The organism is Streptomyces sp. NBC_01276 (genome assembly GCF_041435355.1).
Classification (GTDB): Bacteria; Actinomycetota; Actinomycetes; order Streptomycetales; family Streptomycetaceae; genus Streptomyces.
Genome location: NZ_CP108442.1, coordinates 7,594,057 through 7,610,339, shown reverse-complemented (window position 1 = coordinate 7,610,339; position 16,283 = coordinate 7,594,057). Strand labels below are relative to the sequence as shown.

Annotated in this window: 18 protein-coding genes; 10 read left to right on the top strand and 8 right to left on the bottom strand. The window is 74.2% G+C overall.

Annotated features, from left to right (window positions below; translation table 11 throughout):
• Positions 1-52 precede the first annotated feature (52 nt).
• The gene (locus OG295_RS34150) at positions 53-538 is read left to right on the top strand and encodes a hypothetical protein (protein WP_371680507.1); all 486 of its coding nucleotides are present in this window, start codon (positions 53-55) and stop codon (positions 536-538) included.
• 39 nt (positions 539-577) lie between these two features.
• Here OG295_RS34150 and OG295_RS34145 read toward each other — a convergent pair whose 3' ends face one another.
• Positions 578-1,786, bottom strand: a complete 1,209-nt coding sequence (locus OG295_RS34145) for a cytochrome P450 (protein ID WP_371680505.1) — start codon at positions 1,784-1,786, stop codon at positions 578-580.
• A 152-nt stretch (positions 1,787-1,938) separates the two neighbouring features.
• On the opposite strand from OG295_RS34145, the gene OG295_RS34140 reads away from it, so the two are divergent.
• Positions 1,939-2,229: a DUF6400 family protein gene (locus tag OG295_RS34140; protein ID WP_371680504.1), complete on the top strand. Its 291-nt coding sequence runs from the start codon at positions 1,939-1,941 to the stop codon at positions 2,227-2,229.
• The gene (locus OG295_RS34135) at positions 2,216-2,473 is read left to right on the top strand and encodes a hypothetical protein (RefSeq protein ID WP_371680503.1); all 258 of its coding nucleotides are present in this window, start codon (positions 2,216-2,218) and stop codon (positions 2,471-2,473) included. Before OG295_RS34140 ends, OG295_RS34135 begins: the two co-directional genes overlap by 14 nt.
• A gap of 12 nt (positions 2,474-2,485) precedes the next feature.
• On the opposite strand, the gene OG295_RS34130 is transcribed toward OG295_RS34135, so the two are convergent.
• From OG295_RS34130 to OG295_RS34120, 3 genes are all read right to left on the bottom strand, one after another.
• A complete protein-coding gene (locus OG295_RS34130; RefSeq protein WP_371680501.1) occupies positions 2,486-3,451 on the bottom strand; it encodes an aldo/keto reductase family oxidoreductase in 966 nt (321 codons plus the stop codon).
• Positions 3,452-3,530: 79 nt separating this feature from the next.
• A complete protein-coding gene (locus OG295_RS34125) occupies positions 3,531-4,484 on the bottom strand; it encodes an MASE1 domain-containing protein (protein ID WP_371680500.1) in 954 nt (317 codons plus the stop codon).
• Positions 4,485-4,571: 87 nt separating this feature from the next.
• A complete protein-coding gene (locus OG295_RS34120) occupies positions 4,572-5,387 on the bottom strand; it encodes a PP2C family protein-serine/threonine phosphatase (RefSeq protein ID WP_371680498.1) in 816 nt (271 codons plus the stop codon).
• A gap of 722 nt (positions 5,388-6,109) precedes the next feature.
• Here OG295_RS34120 and OG295_RS34115 point away from each other — a divergent pair.
• The 3 genes from OG295_RS34115 to OG295_RS34105 all read left to right on the top strand — a co-directional run bounded on the left by OG295_RS34115 (position 6,110) and on the right by OG295_RS34105 (position 8,663).
• On the top strand, positions 6,110-7,375 hold the full coding sequence (locus tag OG295_RS34115; protein WP_371680497.1) for a serine hydrolase domain-containing protein: 1,266 nt from the start codon (positions 6,110-6,112) through the stop codon (positions 7,373-7,375).
• Positions 7,376-7,501: 126 nt separating this feature from the next.
• Complete coding sequence (locus tag OG295_RS34110) at positions 7,502-7,855, top strand: VOC family protein (RefSeq protein ID WP_371680496.1); 354 nt, start codon at positions 7,502-7,504, stop codon at positions 7,853-7,855.
• Between the two features lie 94 nt (positions 7,856-7,949).
• Positions 7,950-8,663 (top strand): hypothetical protein, encoded by a 714-nt coding sequence (locus OG295_RS34105; protein WP_371680495.1) that lies wholly within the window; start codon positions 7,950-7,952, stop codon positions 8,661-8,663.
• Positions 8,664-8,707: 44 nt separating this feature from the next.
• On the opposite strand, the gene OG295_RS34100 is transcribed toward OG295_RS34105, so the two are convergent.
• Both OG295_RS34100 and OG295_RS34095 read right to left on the bottom strand, forming a co-directional pair.
• Positions 8,708-9,232 carry a GNAT family N-acetyltransferase gene (locus tag OG295_RS34100; protein ID WP_371680494.1) on the bottom strand — a complete coding sequence of 175 codons (525 nt, stop codon included), beginning with the start codon at positions 9,230-9,232 and terminating at the stop codon, positions 8,708-8,710.
• Between the two features lie 97 nt (positions 9,233-9,329).
• Positions 9,330-10,247, bottom strand: coding sequence for an MBL fold metallo-hydrolase (locus tag OG295_RS34095; protein ID WP_371680493.1), 918 nt, complete (start codon positions 10,245-10,247; stop codon positions 9,330-9,332).
• 103 nt (positions 10,248-10,350) lie between these two features.
• Here OG295_RS34095 and OG295_RS34090 point away from each other — a divergent pair, with 103 nt between their 5' ends.
• The gene (locus tag OG295_RS34090) at positions 10,351-11,295 is read left to right on the top strand and encodes an AraC family transcriptional regulator (protein WP_371680492.1); all 945 of its coding nucleotides are present in this window, start codon (positions 10,351-10,353) and stop codon (positions 11,293-11,295) included.
• A gap of 112 nt (positions 11,296-11,407) precedes the next feature.
• Entirely contained in the window at positions 11,408-12,205 is a 798-nt protein-coding gene (locus OG295_RS34085) for a 3-hydroxybutyrate dehydrogenase (RefSeq protein ID WP_371680491.1), read from the top strand.
• An 87-nt stretch (positions 12,206-12,292) separates the two neighbouring features.
• On the opposite strand, the gene OG295_RS34080 is transcribed toward OG295_RS34085, so the two are convergent.
• Positions 12,293-13,147 (bottom strand): SDR family oxidoreductase, encoded by an 855-nt coding sequence (locus OG295_RS34080; RefSeq protein ID WP_371680490.1) that lies wholly within the window; start codon positions 13,145-13,147, stop codon positions 12,293-12,295.
• Positions 13,148-13,270: 123 nt separating this feature from the next.
• On the opposite strand from OG295_RS34080, the gene OG295_RS34075 reads away from it, so the two are divergent.
• Entirely contained in the window at positions 13,271-13,723 is a 453-nt protein-coding gene (locus tag OG295_RS34075) for a MarR family transcriptional regulator (protein ID WP_266846034.1), read from the top strand.
• An 85-nt stretch (positions 13,724-13,808) separates the two neighbouring features.
• On the opposite strand, the gene OG295_RS34070 is transcribed toward OG295_RS34075, so the two are convergent.
• Positions 13,809-14,666, bottom strand: coding sequence for an ATP-binding protein (locus OG295_RS34070; RefSeq protein WP_371680489.1), 858 nt, complete (start codon positions 14,664-14,666; stop codon positions 13,809-13,811).
• A gap of 689 nt (positions 14,667-15,355) precedes the next feature.
• Between OG295_RS34070 and OG295_RS34065 the strand changes: the two genes are divergently transcribed.
• Entirely contained in the window at positions 15,356-16,228 is an 873-nt protein-coding gene (locus OG295_RS34065) for a D-hexose-6-phosphate mutarotase (protein WP_371680488.1), read from the top strand.
• Positions 16,229-16,283: the final 55 nt, after the last annotated feature.

Sequence of the window (16,283 nt, the reverse complement as noted above, 5' to 3'; positions counted from 1 at the left end):
CACCGGGAGGAGGGGGTGTCGCCGCCGGGCCCGGATCGGCCATGATCGGGCGGTGACCCCTCTCGACGAACGTCTGACCGGCCTGTGGGACAGCGCGCCCCTGGAACAGGGCGCGATGGAAACCAGTGCACTCGTCTTCCTGCCCGACGGCCGGGGCTGGAGCCGTTTCGAAAGCTTCAGCTCCGAGCTGAGCGTCGGCCGGTTCCATTGGAGCTGCCCCGGTCCCGGCCTGCTGGAACTGCGCTACACGTGGCGGGTCGGCGGGCAGTGGGGCCCCGACGCGGACGGCTTCGCCGCCGTGGACCACAGCGGCCCGGACGGGGAACTCATCCGCACGGGGTACCGGGTGGACGGCGGAACCCCGTCGCCTTCCGGGCCCCCCGGGGCCGGCGGCGCGGCCACGCTGACGCTCGATCACCCGGTGGAGTTCGCCCACGCCTTCGCCCGTCAACGCCGGCCGGTGGGGCCGGCCGACGACCCGTCGGCCGCCGTGGTCCCGTACCCTCCGGAGCCCGGCACGACGCCCGGCCCCTGTTGACGGGGAGGGGCCACGGGTGCGGCCCCTCCCCGAACCGGATCACCAGCGGACGGGCAGCTCCCGTACGCCCCTGATCAGCATGCCCGGCACCCAGGCCGGCTCGTCCCCGTCGGCGCCGTCGGTGAGGCCCGGGAAGCGGTCCAGCAGGGAGCGGAGCGCGATGCGGCCCTCCAGGCGGGCCAGGGGCGCCCCGAGGCAGTGGTGCAGGCCGTGGCCGAAGGCGATGTGGCCGCGGGCGTCACGGCGGATGTCGAAACGGTCCGGGTCCGCGAAGCGCGCCGGGTCCCGGTCCGCGTCGGCCATGGCGATCAGGACGGCGGAGCCGGCCGGGATCACCACCCCGCCGATCTCCACGTCCTCCAGGGCGAGACGGTCGGTGCAGGTCTCCACCGGCCCGTCGTAACGGAGCATCTCCTCGATCGCCCCGTCCAGCAGACCGGGGTTCGCGAGCAGGTCGGCGAGCTGGTCGGGGTGGGCGAACAGTGCCCGCATCCCGTTGCCGATCATGTTGACGGTGGTCTCGTGCCCCGCGATGAGGAGCAGGACGCACATGCCGATGAGCTCGTCGGGCGAGAGGCTGTCGCCGCCCTCGTCGACGGCGTGGATCATCGCGCTGAGGAGGTCGTCGCCGGGCGCGGCGCGCTTGGCCTCGATGAGCCCGACGAGGTACCGGGGCATCTGCGCGTACGCGGCGGCCTCGGCCTCCGGGCTGGTGCGGGAGACCATCTCGTTGGACCAGCCGCGGAACGCCCCGCGGTCCAGTTCCGGTACCCCGAGCAGCTCGCAGATCACGGTCATGGGCAGCGGGAAGGCGAAGGCGTCCACCAGGTCGGCCCGCCGCTCCGGGAGCGCCGCCATGGCGTCCAGCAGGTCGTCGGTGATCTCCTGGATGCGCGGGGCCAGGGTCTCGATCCGCCGCGGGGTGAACGCGCGTGCCACCAGACGGCGCAGCCGGGTGTGGTCCGGCGGGTCGGCCATGAGCATGTGGGCGAGCGCGGGGTGGTCCTGCTCGGTGTTGATGATCTTGCCGATGTCGCCGGAGCGGCGCCAGTCGCGGCTCAGCCGGGGATCGGTGAAGGCCGTGCGGCCCGCCTCGTGTCCGACGACCAGCCAGACGTCCTGGCGGTCCGGCGTGAGTACGTGGTGGACGGGCCCCTCGGCCCGCAGTCGCGCGTAGACCGGATACGGGTCGCGGACGAAGTCCGGACTGAGTTCCAGCAGATCGAGCACGTCAGGCCGAGTCGCCATTCCATTCCCCCTGAATCGAATGCGTCGCGGGATCACTCCGCGGATACATGTATCCCCCACAGTAGTGGCGCCCATACGGCCGCCCGGCGGCCTGCTGTGACTCCGCCCACCCTCCCTTGACCGGGGAAAGAAGGGTTACCTAACTTCGAGGTATGACCCCCCACGACCGGATGCCCCCCACCGGCCCCGGCGGCCCCACCGAGCCCGGTGGCCCCGCCCTGGTGCCCTTCGACGTCGACCTGTCCTCTCAGGAGGTGGCCCGGCGCGCCCAGGTGATGGCCGCCCTCGGCCCCGACTGGGACCCCATCGAGGTGCTGCGCGGCGAGGAGGCGGCGTACGACCTGCTGTACTCCGGCCTCGACCCGGAGCAGCAGCGCGTGTACGACGAGCTCGTCGCGGCCGGGGTGCTGCCCGCGCGCGGGGGCGGCCGTGCTGCCGCTTGACCCGCAGGCCGACATCGGGCGACGCGCCTGGGTGGCCTGCCCGAACTGCGATGACGCCCGCGGGTGCGCCCCGTGCGGGGAACGCCGGAGCTGCTCGGAGCACTGGCGCTACCTGCTCTCCAACAACGGGAGCCTGCTCCACCTCCAGTGCCCGGGGTGCACCCACGTCTGGGAGCACGAGAGCGGCTTCGGGGCCACGCGCTCCCTGTGGAAGCGCATCGGCAGCGGCCTGACCGGCCTCTGACCGGCCCCTGGCTCAGGGCAGCGGAAGGCCCCGGGCGGTGGTCCACAGGGCGTACCACTCCTCGTGCGTGAGGTCGGGCGCGCGCAGGGAGGCGTCGCGGCAGGCACGGATGCGGTCGGGGCGGGCGGTGCCGATGACCGGGGCGATGTCGGCGGGGTGCCGCGTCAGCCACCACAGCAGGACCGACTCCGGGGTGGTGTCCTTGCGGCGGGCGAGGTCGGCCAGGAGCTCGGCCGTGGCGTGTTCGGCGGGGGTCTGCTGGCCGCCGGTGAAACGTCCCCGCGCCAGGGCGCCCCAGGCCTGGAGACGGATGCCGTGCTCCTGGCAGTGCTCCAGCGTGCCGACCGGGAACCCGTGCGCGGCCCCCTCGGGCGTGTTGAGCAGGACCCCCGCCTCGACCCAGGCGCGGCTGTGCAGGCTCATCTCCAGCTGGTTGGCGACCAGCGGGACGTCCAGGCGGGCCTGGAGGCGGGCGATCTGCGCGGCACCCGTGTTGGAGACCCCGAAGCCGCGGACGAGGCCCTGCCGGTGGAGGGACATCAGGGCGGAGGCGATGTCGTCCGGGTCGGCCAGCGGGTCGGGGCGGTGCAGCAGCAGGACGTCCAAGGAGTCGGTCCGCAACCGGGCCAGGCTCTCCTCCACCCGGCGGACGATGCTCGCGCCGCGCAGGTCGTAGAGGCCGGGGCGGTCCCCGTCCGGGAGCCGGATGCCGCACTTGGTCTGCAGGACGATCCGCTCGCGCAGGCCCGGGGTACGGGCGAGGACCTCACCGAAGACCGCCTCCGCCTTGCCGTGGCGGTAGATGTCGGCGTGGTCGAAGACGGTGATCCCGATGTCCAGGGCGGCGTGGACGGCGGCCTCGGCGACGTCGACGTCCCCGGGTCCGTACGGCTGCGGATCCCAGCTCCCGCCGAGTCCCATGCACCCGTACAGCACCCGGCCGCCCTGCCCCGCACCCACCACGCTCGCGTTCGTCACGGGGCCCAGCGTAGGTGCCGGGCCCGGACGTCCGGCGGCCCGCCCGGCCCGCCCGGCCCGCCCGGCCCGCGGCGCCGGGCTAGTCCGTCGGTTTCCGGGGCGCGAGGTGGGCCACCACCTCCGCCAGGTCCTCGCACACCTCCTCGATCTTCATCCGGATGTTGTTCTGCTCGGTGACCAGGGCGGCCAGCAGGAGCCCGGTCAGGGCCGCCGCCCCGTTGAGGGCCTGGAGGTTGACCATGATCTCCAGCAGGGTGTGCCCGGCGAACGGGCCGACGCGGTCGGTGGCCGCCGAGATCGCCAGGACCGACACGAGCAGGGCGCACGGGGCGCTCCCGGCGAGCTGGAAGCGCACGGCCGCCCAGATCAGCAGCGGGAAGACGAGGAAGAGCAGGGACAGGGTGCTCCGCGTGGCGAGGATCGTGCCCGCGGCGGTGGCGACCGCCAGGGCCACGGCCTCCAGCACCCGGTACGGGTCCTGCGGCCACCGGGGCCGGCGCAGGACCAGCAGCAGGGGGGTCACCAGCAGCACCCCCATCGTGTCCCCCGTCCACCAGGCGGACCACACGGCCCAGAAGTTCGAGGCCGGCAGGTTTCCGGTGATCAGCAGCGTCCCGCAGCCGGTGCCGGCGCTGATCAGCATCGGGAGCAGGCCGCCCAGGAAGACGAGGGCGGTCCCGTCCCGCAGCCGGTCCAGCTCGGTGCGGAAGCCCACCAGGCACAGCAGCGCGTAGGCGCACAGCGGGGCCAGGACGTTGCCCGCGACGATCCCGACGTCCGTCACGCTGAAGGAGGCGAGGTCCTCGATGGCCAGGTACGTGCCCACCGCGATCCCCGGCCAGATCCGGGGGCCGAACCACAGGAGGGAGGCCAGGGCGATGCCGGTGGGCGGCCACAGGGGTGTGACGACCGATCCCTCGACGACCACCTGGCACAGCAGGCCGAGCCGGGCGGACGCGTAGTAGGCCGCGGCGACGGCGAGGATCCGCGACAGCGCCAGGGCCGGACCTCGCCATTCCACGGTGCGCATCACAGCATCAGACAACAGTCCGGGCCCGCGGGCGCGGCGTGACACGCGCGACGGGGAAGCCTGGCGCACGACGGCGGGCGCCGGGGCCGGTCAGCCGAGGTCGTAGCCGATGGCCAGCACGGCGGCGTCGTCGGCGTGCCCGGTGGAGTCGGCCACCTTCAGCACCTCGGCGGCGAGCTCGTCGGGATCCCCGCCCGCGGCGTCCCGGACCAGGCGCAGCACGCGCGCCAGCCCCTCCTCGATCGGGAACGCCGGCCCTTCGACCACCCCGTCCGTGAGCAGGACGATGGACCCCGCGTCCACCAGGGTGCGCCTCGTGACCTCGTAGCGCGCTCCGGGCAGGGTGCCCAGCGGCGGGCCCCCGGCGTCCTCGGCGATGCCGTACCGGCCGTCGGCGGTGGCCCAGACGGCCGGTACGTGGCCCGCCCGCGCGCCCGCGATCTCGCCCGTGCGCGGATCGATGCGCAGCAGGGTGCAGGTCGCGAACAGTTCGCTGTCCATCGCGAGCAGGACGTCGTTGACCCGGTTCAGGACTTCGCCCGGGTCGGCGATGACGGAGGCCAGGGCGCGCAGGCAGACCCTGACCTGGCCCATGAAGGCGGTGGCCGCGACGTCGTGGCCCTGGACGTCGCCTATGGAGAAGGCGACGGCGTCCCGCGCCACCAGGAATCCGTCGTACCAGTCGCCGCCGATCTCCAGGCCGCGCCGGGCGGGCGTGTACCGGGCGGCGGCTCGCAGTCCGGGCAGGGCGGGCAGGGTGGCGGGCAGCAGCTCGCGCTGGAGGGCCTCGGCCAGCTCCACGCGGGCCTGGTGCAGCTCCGCCCCCTCCCGCGCCTGGGCGGTGAGCTGCCCCAGCATGCTCAGCAGGTCGGCGCTGTCCGGCCGAGGGGGGCGGCGCCGGGTCACGGACCGCTCCGAAGTACGTCCATGTGCCTCTGCTTCCGCCTTCGCTTCCGCTGCGCGGGATCCTGCTCATCATATTTCCGCTCGCCGGGGTCCGCGCAGGCGGCGGCCCGGTACGGGGCGGGCGCGTACGGCATCCGCCCTGGTCAGGGCAGGTGGCCGACCGGTACGCAGCGGGCGGGTACGGCGGGGGCGGGACGGGGCGGCGCGGGGCGGGGCGGGGCTGCACGGGGCGACGCTGCACGGGGCGACGCTGCACGGGGCGACGCTGCGCGCCCGCCGCCGGGGCCCTGGCGGACCCCGGAGTCAGTCGCCCGCTCGCCGGGCGGAGGGTGCCGGGCCAGGGTTCCCGTACGCCCGTCCCCGCGGGTCGCGTGGCGGCTCCTCGGGCCCCGGCCGCGGCCGGCCCGTTCACGTGTCCGACGCCGCCGGCTCGCGGCCGGCGCGGCCGGCCACGGTCGCTCCCGGGGAAGTTTGCCCTCGCCGCTGCCCTTTCGGGCAGCCCCCGCCAAATGGGGGCGCCGAAGGCCTCTTTGACGGGGCGTGACGGGCGCCGGAGGGGTCGCCGGGGCGTCCCGCCCCGGAGGCCTGTGCCCGGCCCCCGGTGACCTTCCGTAGGATCTGGACCAACCCGGTCGTCAACTGCGCTGCTCAGCAGCCCAGTCGGCGACCGTGGGGTACCCCGACCAGTACCCGACCGATCGAGGATCAACGTGCACCTCCCCATGAACCGACGTCTGGCCGTCAGCGCCGCCCTCCTGGCCGTCGTGGCCGGTGTGGCGCCGGCCACCGCCGCCCAGGCAGCTCCGGCCGTCTCCGCCGAGGCGGCGCAGAACGCCGGGACCGCCCTGCCGGCGCCCGATCTGGAGGCCCTGCAGGCCGCGTTGCAGAACACCCTCGCCGCGGGTGCTCCGGGGGCGATGGCCCGGATCAGCGGTGTGGACGGGGTCCAGACCAAGACGGCGGGCGTCCGCGACAAGGTCAGCGGCGCCGCCATGGACACCGACGCCCGCTTCCGGATCGGCAGCGTCACCAAGACCTTCTCGTCCGTCGTGCTGCTCCAGCTGGTGGCGGAGAAGAAGATCGAGCTGGACCAGCCGGTCAACCACTACCTGCCTGGGCTGCTGCCGGACGACCGGATCACGGTCCGTCACCTGATGACCCACCGCAGCGGGCTGTCCGACTACACCAACGCCATGTTCAACAACACCGTGCCCGGCTTCGAGGCCGTGCGCAACAAGGTGTTCGGCTACCGGGAGCTGGTGCAGCTCTCGCTGAACGAGCCCCGCACGGGGGAGCCGGGCGCCGCGTACAGCTACTCGAACACCAACTTCGTCGTCGTCGGCATGCTCATCGAGAAGGCGACCGGGAACCCGGTCGTCAAGGAGTACGACCGCCGCATCATCAAGCCCCTGAAGCTCCGCAACACCTCCTACGTGCACCCCGACACGAAGATCAAGGGCCTGCACGCCAACGGCTACCTGCACCCGGACGAGGACGGCGCGCCGCTGGTCGACTCCACCGAGCAGACGGTGTCCTGGGCCCAGTCCGCCGGGGCGATGATCTCCAGCGCGGCCGACCTCAACACCTTCACCTCGGCCCTGGTGACGGGCAGGCTGCTCTCGCCGCAGATGCTGGACCAGATGCTCACCATGACCCCGACCGACGCGACCAACACGCGTTTCTACGGTCTGGGCCTGCGCCGGTACGACCTGTCCTGCGGCACCTCCGTCTACGGCCACACGGGCACCGTGCAGGGCTTCTACACGTACGCCTTCTCCACCCGTGACGGCAAGCGCAGCCTGGCCGCGATGGCGAACACCTCGAACCGGGGATCTGCGAACACCGCACTCGGCGGCACCCTCGAAGCGGCCTTCTGCGGCAAGAAGCCGGTGAAGGCGACCGTGCGCGGCTTCGCGGCCACCGCCCCGGCCACCACCCCGGCCCCGGCCCCGGCCGACGTGGACCTGCCGGAGCGCCACGCCCGCTGATCCGCCGGCGCCCCCGTGCCACCGTGCCGCCCCTGCCGTCCCCCGTACGGCGCGGGCGGCACGGGTGTACCGGCACCCGGGGTGTGGTGCCGGTCCACCCGATCACCGAACCGGCAGGATGGCGGCATGGAACGTGTGCTTGGAATCGGCGGACACTTCATGCGCGCCGCCGACCCGGTGGCCCTGGGCGCGTGGTACCGCGACCAGCTGGGCCTGGACGCCGACGAGAACGGCCTGTGGAGCCAGAGCGCCGGTCCGACGGTGTTCGCGGCCTTCGAGTCCGGGACCGACTACTTCGGTTCCCCCACCCAGCAGACCATGCTCAACTTCCGGGTCCGCGACCTGGACGCGATGCTCGCCCAACTGCGCGCCGGGGGCGCGGACGTGGCCGAGGCGACACAGGACATGGAGGGTGTCGGCCGGTTCGGCTGGGTCACCGACCCCGAGGGCAACCGGATCGAGCTGTGGCAGCCCGCCTGACCGCACCGGAGCCGGCCCCGCCCCCACGCGCCCCTCGCGGGGGAAAGCCGTAGGCTCCGGCGGTGAACAGCCGTCACCACCAGGGGATCACACGATGACCATCCACCGTCCGGGCCTGCCCGGGGACCTTCCTCCCGCCGAGTCGCTGTGGGCGCACTGGGCCCTGGTCGCCGTGCTGGAGGCGAACACCGAGGCCGAGGGCCGCGGCGTCCACCGCACCGGCCACTGGATCGACGCGGCCGGTCTCCACCTCGACGACTGCGGCTCCACCTGCTGGACCCTGGCCGCCCTCGGTGGTGGACGGTACGTGCTCTACGGCGAGGACGAGTCGAGCGGCGTCAAGTGGCACGAGCCTGCCGTCGACATGCTCGCGGGCGGGCCGGACTGGCTGCCGTACGAGACCCTGCGCGACCTGCTCCAGGGCTGGGAGCTGGGCTGCGTCTACTGGTACGAGAACGGCGCCTGGGCCCGCGCGCCCTACCCGCAGGGCCTGGGCGACGACGGCCTGGACTGCGGCATGAGCCGTTTCGTGGTGCGCGGGGAGGTGCTGGGCCTGCTCGGCGGGGTCGGCGAGGACTGCTCCTGCGACCTCGACGGCGCCCGCGCGCCGTCGTCGGAGGGCCGGCCCGGGGCAGCCGACCTGCTCGACGCCGCGGTGGAGCACCGGCTCACGCCGCCGATGCTGCGGGCGCTCGCCGCCGACTGCGGCTGCGGCGGGTGGGACCTGGCGGCGATGCACCGCGCGCTGGAGCTGTCCGGACTCTCCGACGGCGTTCCCGTCCCGGCCAGGCCGGTCCCGGCCGGGTAGTACGGTGCGCGGTGCGCGGCCCGGCGGGGGTGCCGGGCCCGCGGTCAGAGGGTGATCCAGTACCGCCGCTTGGGTCCGACGAGGGTGTCGCGGACGTCCTCCAGGAGGCCGCCGCCCCGCTCGATGGTGCGCACGGAGGCCTCGTTCCCGGGGTCGCAGGTCAGCAGGACCCTGTCCATGCCGAGGACGCGCGCCTCGTGGAGGACCTCGCGCAGTGCCCAGCCCGCGAGCCCGCGCCCGCGGGCGGAGGGGCGGACGCCGTAGCCGATGTGGCCCCCGGCGTCGAGGAGGAAGCCGTTGAGGTAGTGGCGCAGGTCGATGGCGCCGAGGTAGGTGTCGCCGTCCGCGATCCACCAGTACGTCGCGTGCACGCGGCCCTGCTCGATCGGCGCCGTACGGTCCCCGTAGCCGTGCAGCCGCCGGGTCCAGGCGGCGAAGCCCTCCGGGCTGTCCACGTCGTCCTCGCGGCCCAGGCCGGCGCCGTCCATGTGGGCGTCCGGCCCCCACTCCTGCCGGGCGGAGAGCCAGGAGGCCCGGAGACGGGGGGTGGGGGCGATGAGCTCGGGCATGCCCTGGACGGTAACAGTCGGATGATCCGACCGTTCAATCCGGCCGGCCGGGCCGCTTGGCCCGCTCCGGCCGGTGCGGGCGGGTCCGGCCGTGGGATCAGCGTCCCGGACCGTAGGCGGCCCACCGGGTGAGGGCGAACCCCTCGCCCTCCGCGCGGACCTCCACGGCCCCCGGCCCGCCGAAGTGCGCGGGCACGACCAGTTCCCGTTCGGCGGCGGCGCGGGCGAGGATCCGGCGGCGGGTGGCGGCCGCCTGCGCCGGGTCCATGCAGAAGCAGCTGTTGTGGGAGGGGTCGAGGATCTGGACCGGGCTGTGCAGGAGGTCACCGACGAAGACGGCCCGCTCGCCGCCGGAGTCCAGGCGCAGCACCGAGGAACCGGGGGTGTGGCCGGGGGCGGCTTCGAGGGTGAGGTGCTCGTCGATGCGGTGGGAGCCCTCCCAGAGGTCGGCCTGGCCGGCCCGGTGGACGGGTGCGACGCTGTCCTCGTAGATCAGCCGGTCGTCCTCCCGGACCCCGCCGCCGTAGCCGCCCCGCGGGCCGAAGTGGAAGTCGTCGGCGGCCGGCAGGAGGTACCGGGCGTTGGGGAAGGTGGGCACCCACTCCCCCGCCTCGCCCCGGGTGTTCCAGCCGACGTGGTCGCCGTGGACGTGGGTGTTGACGACCAGGCCGACCTCCTCGGGGCTGACCCCGGCACGGTCGAGGGCACCGAGGAAGTCCCCCTGCCAGTGGTGGAAGCGCGGCGAGCCGGGCCGCTCACGGCCGTTGCCCACCCCGGTGTCGATCAGGACCGTACGGCCGCCGCTGCGCAGGACCCAGCTCTGCAGGGCCACGACGGCGAGGTCCTCCTCCGGGTGCCAGTGGTCGGGCGCCAGCCAGTCCTCGTTCTCCTTCCACATCCGCTCCCCGGAGGTGGGCACGAGCCCGAGCGAGGGGACGAAGGGCCCCTGCCACTCGACGACCCGGATGACCTCGACGTCTCCGAACACCATGCTCTGCTTGCTCTCGTTCTCCATGGACCTGACTCTACGGAGGGCCGGTTGAGTGGCTCAATGCCCCTTCGGCTCATGCGAATACGCATGCGTCTCACGTCTTGACGCCTGTGGGTAGCCTGGACCGATGGACGTGGTGAGCGACGCTATCTCGGCCGTACGCATCGGGCGGCCCTCCTCCGACCGGGTGCGGATCGGCGGCAGGTGGTGCGCGCGCTTCGCACCGTACGAGGGCGCCGGGTTCCACGTGGTGCTCCAGGGCGGCTGCTGGCTGCTGCCCGACGGCGGTGCACCGCTCGCCCTCGGGACCGGTGACGCGGTGCTGCTGCCGCACGGCGCGGGGCACGTGATCGCCGACGGGCCCGCCGAGGCGGAGGCCGTGGCGCGGGCGGTGCCGTTCGAGGAGGCCGTGGCGCGCAGGCGGGGGCGGGACCTGGGATTCGGACCCGGGGAGGAGCCGGGGCCTGGGTCGGGGGCGGTGGAGATGCTGTGCGGCAAGTACCGGCTCGACCGGAGCCGGACCCATCCGCTGATGGCCGAACTCCCACAGGTCGTCCACCTGCCGAACCGGGTCGGCAGCCATCCGGAACTCCGCTCCGCCATCGACCTTTTGGGGCGGGAGATGGACGAGCGGCAGCCCGGCGCCTGCATCGCGGTGCCCAGCCTGCTCGACCTGCTCCTCGTCTACATGATCCGCTCCTGGGTGGTCGCCGAGGGCACCCCGGGGACCTGGCCTGCCGTCCTGGGCGACCCGGTCACGGCCGCCGCGCTGCGGGCGCTGCACTCGGACCCGGCCGCCGCGTGGACCACCGAGCGGCTGGCCGCCGAGGCGGGGGTGTCGCGCCCCACCCTGGCCAGGCGGTTCACCTCCCTGGTCGGCCGCCCGCCGATGGCCTACCTCACCTGGTGGCGGCTGAACCTCGCCGCGACCCTGCTCAGGGACTCCGACGACCCCCTGGCCACCGTCGCGCGCCGCGTCGGCTACGCCACCCCGTACGCCCTCTCGCACGCCTTCAACCGCGAGTTCGGCACCACCCCCGGCCGCTACCGCGCCCTGGCGGGGACGGCCTGAGCGCACGGGCCGCCGCCCGGTGGGGTGGTGGCCGTGGGCACCACCGCCGGGGACGGGAGTGTGGGGGCGGACCACATCGGACCGGGGCGCCCGGGGCTCTAGCGTGCCGTGCATGACAAGCGGATTCACCACCGCACTCGGTGGAACGGCGGGCGGGGGCGCGGGAGCCGACCTCGCGGGGCGCGTGGCGATGGTGACCGGTGGGGGCGGGGGCATCGGGCGGGCCTGCGCGGTGGCGCTGGCCGCCGCGGGGGCCTTCGTACACGTCGTGGACATCGACGCGCGGGCCGCCGCGGCGGTGGCGGAACAGGTCGGGGGGCGGGCCCACGCGGCCGATCTGGCCGACCCCGCCGCCGTCGAGGGGCTGCCCTCGGCCGTCGACGTGCTCGTCAACAACGCCGGACTCCAACACGTCTCGCCCATCGAGGAGTTCCCGCCGGAGCGGTTCGAGACGCTGCAACGGGTGATGGTCACGGCCCCGTTCCTGCTGCTGCGCCGGACCCTGCCGCACATGTACGGGCGCGGCTGGGGGCGCGTGGTCAACATCTCCAGCGTGCACGGGCTGCGGGCCAGCCCCTTCAAGTCCGGCTACGTGACCGCCAAGCACGCCCTGGAGGGGCTCAGCAAGGTCACCGCCCTCGAAGGGGCCGCGCGGGGGGTGACCAGCAACTGCGTGAACCCGGGGTACGTGCGCACACCGCTGGTGGAGCGGCAGATCGCCGCGCAGGCGGAGGCCCACGGCATCCCGCCGGAGCGGGTCGTCGGGGAGGTGCTGCTGCGCGGGTCCGCGATCAAGCGGCTGATCGAACCGGAGGAGGTGGCGTCGGTCGCCCTGTGGCTCTGCGGCCCGCACACCGCCCACGTCACCGGCGCGTCCTTCCCGATGGACGGCGGCTGGACCGCCGCGTGAGGCGGGACGCGCACACCGGCGCGGACGCGGGCACCGGCGCGGGCACCGGCGCGGACGCGGGGACCGGCGCCGGCCGACGCGCCGGTGTCAGCGGACCCAGCCGCCGGTCAGTTCCCGGACGGCGGACCCGTCCGCGTCGGCGAGCTTCGGGGCCACGAACGCGCGGGCCCAGTCCGAGGTCTGCACCCGGAACGGGGGCCGGTCGGCGGTCAGGGCGTCCACGATCGGGCGGGCTGCCTCGGCCGGGGTCTGCGCCCCGGCGAAGGACTGCGTCGTGCGCGCGATGTAGTTCCGGAGGGCGTCGCCGTACGGGCCCGCCGCCGCCACCATCGCCGGCACGTCCACGCCGATGCTGGCCACGAACTCGCTGGCCACCGCGCCGGGCTCGACGACGGTGACGTCGACACCGACCGTGGCCGCGACCGGGGCGAGGGACTCCATGAATCCCTCGACGGCGAACTTGGCGGCGCAGTAGGCCTCGTTGAAGGGCTGACCGACGACGCCGCCGACGCTGGTGACCGTGATCACGCGCCCCCGGGAGGCGCGCAGGTGCGGCAGGGCCGCGCGGGTGACCTGGACGACGCCGAAGAAGTTGACCTCCATCGTGGCGCGGACGTCCTCGATCGTGCCCTGCTCGATCGTGCCGACCCGGCCGGCGCCCGCGTTGTTGACGACCGCGTCGAGGCGGCCGTACCGCGCGAGCACCTCCTCCAGGCAGGCGTCGATGGAGGCGGCGTCGACCACGTCCAGGCGCATGACGTCGACGAGGCCCTCGACCCCGGCCTCGGCGGCCGCGGCGCGCAGCGGTGCGGCCTTGCCGGTGTCGCGCATGGTGGCGACGACCTGCCATCCGGCCTCGGCGGCGGCCACCGCGGCGGCCAGGCCGATGCCGGAGGAGGTGCCGGTGACGAGGACGGTACGGGGGGTGTCGGGCGTGGTCATGGGGTGCTCCGGGGGGTGGGACGGGGACGGCGCCGAGGGACGGGCCGGTGCACACAGGTTTATGTGCGTGCACACACACCATAGAGATATGTGCGCGCACACGCAAACGGGTAGGCTCCCCCCATGGCTCGTACCGACCTCACCATGGGTGAACTGACCCCTCGCGATCATGCCTTCTACGGTCTGATCTGGGCGGGCACCACGCTCTCGGCCCGCATCGACCAGGCCCTGTCCCGGGCCCACGAGCTGCCGCTCTCCTGGTTCGAGGTGATGCTCTGGCTGAGCGCGCAGCGCGAACCGGTCGCCGCCTCCGCCCTGGGCTCCAAGACGCTCCTCAGCCGCAGCCAGGTCTCCCGGGTGGTCGACCAGCTCCAGGCACGGGGCCTGGTGGAGCGTCTCCCTTCCCCCACGGACGCCCGTTCCGTCTCCGTCGCCCTCACCCCCGCCGGGCGCACGGCCTTCGCCGAGGCCGACGCCACCCGCCGCGAGGCCCTGCGGGAGGTCTTCGACGAACGGCTCGACGACGAGGACATCCGGGCCCTGGAAACCGTCTGGGCCAAGCTCAAGGCCAAGTGAGCGGCGGAAGGACCCGTCCCGGTGCGCCGGCGGGTCCCCCGGCCGCGCGGTCCCGCAGCCGCGCGGTCGCGGGGTCGCGGGGGCCTCAGCCGTCGAGGACCTGGTCGAGGTAGTACTTCGCGGTGTTCGGGCTGATCCGGGCACGCCGGGCGGTCGCCTTCAGGGTCAGCCCGGAGGCGTAGTCCAGGAGCACCTGCCGCTCCCTGGGCGCCAGCCGAGGCCGGTCCGGGCAGGTGTCGTGCACCCGGGCGAATCCGCCGATCGCGGTCATCCGGGCGTACACCGAGCGGCGCAGCCCGGTCCCGCCGCTCCCGCCCGCCGCGGCCGGATCGAACCCGGCGCCCCGGTCCACGACCGTGACCGCGAGGTTCCCGTCCCCGTCGCCGACGGCGGTCAGGAAGGCCTCTCCCGTCCCGGCGTGGCTCCGTACGTTGTTCAGCGCCTCGCAGACGGCCGCCTCCAGAGCGGCGGCCACCTCGCGGGGGACGGCGGGCAGCGCGTGGTACCGGGCGGCGACCCTCAGTCCCAGGCACTCCGCGGAGCGTACGGCCGCCTCCAGGGCGGCGCCGACGGCCGTGACCGCCGTCGCCCCGGGGTCGGCTCCGCCGCGGCGGCGCGGCGCGTCCTCCTCCTGCTGGACGAGCCGCCGCAGGTACGCCGCCTCCCGCGCGCACCGCTCGCGCACCGGCGCCGCGTTGGCGTCGACGCGGCCGGCGGCGATGGTGGTCAGGGTGGCCAGGACCGTGTCGTGCAGGGCCGCGTGGTGGGCCGTCCGCTCGGCCTGGCGGGCCCGTGCCGCCTCGGCGGTCACCGCCCGGCTCTGGGCGGCGTCCAGCAGGGCGCCCTGGCGCCGCAGGTACCACCAGAACACCCATGCCATCACCGCGGAGGAGAGCACCGCGTTGAGGTGGCCGGCCCGGTAGAGCCCGGTGGCCAAGATCATGAACTGCTGGGCGCGCTGAAGCCCCGAGCCCCCACTCACCACAGCCTCCGCAGTGAACACACCCCCCTGAAAGGGTGGGTACCGGGTATTCAGTGGATCTCGCTAGGTTCTTCGCGTCAAGGCCGTCGCGCGACAGGAGATGACCGCGTGGCTCGAAAGGCAGGCCGGCTCGGCAGGCACGGTGTGATGGCTGCCCTGATCGGATTATCCGCCCTGTTCATGCCCACCTCGGCGCAGGCCGCCGAGAACCCCGGCATCCGATCGTGCTGACCACCGGCTGGGGTTGCTCCACGTTCACGTGGAACCACCGCGGCAGGGCGGAGTACCCGAACCGCTGGGAGATCGTCGAGGCGGGCACCGGTCAGTGCACCCGTGACACGGACCGCCGTTCGCAGGCCGTACCGGGTGCCTGCGGCGGCACCACCACCCCGTGGCCCGAGGTCTGGGCCCCGCTGTTCGACCAGTACTGGAACTACGACCAGATCGGCCGAGGCCGGCACGCGCACCGGACCGGGCGGGCCCGACGGGGGCCCTTTCGGCCACGGAACGGTACGCGGCGCGCGGGCGGCACGGAACGGCGGGCGGCACGGCGGACTTCAGGACCCGCCGTGCCGTACCCGTGCGCGGTCCGGCGCGTGTCCACCGGGGCCCGACTTGACTCTCTTGTGCGGATTCTGAAGAGTCGGCGCATGAACGACAACCTGCTCGCCCTCCCCGTCCTCGAACAGCTCGCCCCGTCGGTCACCCGCCGCCGGATCGGCGAGATCCCGCTCCTGGTCGTCGACCACCCGCGCGTCCGGGGCGCGGTCAGCCTCCAGGGGGCCCAGCTGATCGCCTGGCAGCCCGTGGGATCCGCACCGGGGCTGTGGCTGGGCGAGCGCAACGCCTGGGTGGCGGGGACCCCCGTCCGGGGCGGAGTGCCACTGTGCTGGCCGTGGTTCGGCACCGTCGCCAAGCCCTCGCACGGCTTCGCCCGGACCCTCGACTGGGACCTCGTGTCACACGGCACGACCGAGGACGGGGTCGTGCTGGAGTTCCGGCTGGAGGCCTCGGACGTCACGCGCGCCCTGTGGCCGCACGAGTTCACGCTGACCACCCGGATCACGCTCGGCGAGACCTGCGGCATCGAGGTCGAGGCGGTCGGCGAGCACCGGAGCACGGCCGCCCTGCACACCTACCTGCAGATCGGCGACCTGGGCGAGGCCGAGGTCTCGGGACTCGGCAAGCACTACCGCGACAACCTCCTCGCGTCGGACGTGTCCGACGCCGGCGGCGCGGTGACGCCGACGGACCACATCGAACGGGTCTACCCCGAACCGGACGAGGTCGCCCTGGTCACCGACCGGGCCCTCGGCCGGGCCGTCGAGATCACCCACCACGGGGCGAGCGACGTCATCGTCTGGAACCCCGGCCCCGAACTGGCCGCGGGCATGTCCGACCTGACGGACGAGGACCACCGCCACTTCCTGTGCGTGGAGACGGGCCGCGTCAACACCCCGCTGGAGGCCGCGCCCGGCCGCCCCGCCCGCCTGGGCCTCACCCTGCGCCTGCTCCCGGCCTGACGCCGGGCGGCCCGTGCCGGGCGGCCCCCCTCGACCCGGGGCCCGGACCCCCGGG